The following is a 1295-nucleotide window of genomic DNA, read 5'->3' on the forward strand; positions in this document are numbered from 1 at the left end:
GCTGGGCATGATCCGCGCCAACCAGCCTTGGGCCTTCGTGGCCCGGCTCTCCCGGGCGATGGTCGTGGCAGCGGCCACCGGCATGCTGACATTGGTGGCCTCGGACCTATGGGTACTGGCCATGGCCTACGGGCCGGTGCGCCTGGTCCTGCTGGCGGTGATGGCGATCGGGGCGGTGAGTGCCACCCTGATCCTGGGAGCAGACTTGTGGGAGCGCCCACGGCGGCGAGCCCAACGTGAGCAGGTGATCCTGTTCAATTTGGCCACCACCGCGACCGTGGCCATCGGGGTTGTGGTGTTCTACCTCGGCTTATTCATCCTGTCCTGGGTCGGCGCGCTGCTGCTCATCGACGAGCCGGTACTGGCCGGTGTCGCCGGTCACCCAGTGAACGCTTTGGACTACGCGAAGATCAGCTGGCTCACCGCCAGCCTGGCCACCGTGGGCGGAGCACTAGGAGCTGGACTGGAGGACGACGATGTGGTGCGCGCCGCTGCCTACACCCGGTCCAGCACCTGACACAGCCCCAGCACAGAAGAAACTGAAACATCTACGCGTTGATGCCACGTCTATGCAGGTGTCATTGCCGGTCGCGATGACTTGGTGGGCTCAGCGCAGTGCGCTGCCTCGTACTCGGCGGGTGGGGCGTTGCCGAGGCGGGTGTGCGGGCGGGCGCTGTTGTACCTGTCGATCCGGGATCCGCACCGCCCTGCCGGACGCGCGGATCGCAGTCGACAAGTGGCATCTCGTCGCCCTCGCCAACCTCATGGTCACCCAGGTCCGTCAACGGATCACCCGGCAACTGCACGGCCGCCGCGGCACCGCCACCGACAAAGTCTGGGCCAGCCGGCAACTGCTGCTCACCGGCTACGAGCACCTCACCGTGAAGCAAAAGGCCCGGTTCAACGCCGCCCTCGCCGCCGAGGATCCGACCAACGAGATCGCCGCCGCGCATGCCGTCAAGGAACGCCTGCGCCTGCTGCTGGCCGAACACCAGCCGCACCAGATCCGGCGCAGGCTGTACGACTTCTACGACGACGCCGCCCGCGCCGACATGGAGGAAACCAGCCGCCTGGCGACCACGATCGACACCTGGTGGCCAGCGGTGCTCGTCGCGCTCACCGAGGACGTGACCAACGCCCGCACCGAGGGCTTCAACCGGATCATCAAGCAAACCAAGCGTGTCGGATGCGGCTTCACCAACATGGACAACTGATATGTAGAGAAATTTGTCAAGGGACAGGTGGAAACGGCCACGGGAACGGCAGTTCCCGAGGCCGTTTCCGTTTCGGTAGAC

At 65.9% G+C, this 1295-nt stretch carries 1 protein-coding gene and 1 pseudogene; both read left to right on the plus strand.

The features are described 5' to 3' along the window. Positions 1 to 517: pseudogene (locus ACH5AR_RS33850) on the plus strand (hypothetical protein); the annotation flags it as partial. A gap of 76 nt (positions 518 to 593) precedes the next feature. Beyond that, positions 594 to 1214 carry a transposase gene (locus tag ACH5AR_RS33855; protein ID WP_396305358.1) on the plus strand — a complete coding sequence of 207 codons (621 nt, stop codon included), beginning with the start codon at positions 594 to 596 and terminating at the stop codon, positions 1212 to 1214. Positions 1215 to 1295 lie beyond the last annotated feature (81 nt).

Origin of the sequence: Kitasatospora sp. NPDC018619 (assembly GCF_044391605.1) — a bacterium.
Taxonomy (GTDB): domain Bacteria; phylum Actinomycetota; class Actinomycetes; order Streptomycetales; family Streptomycetaceae; genus Kitasatospora.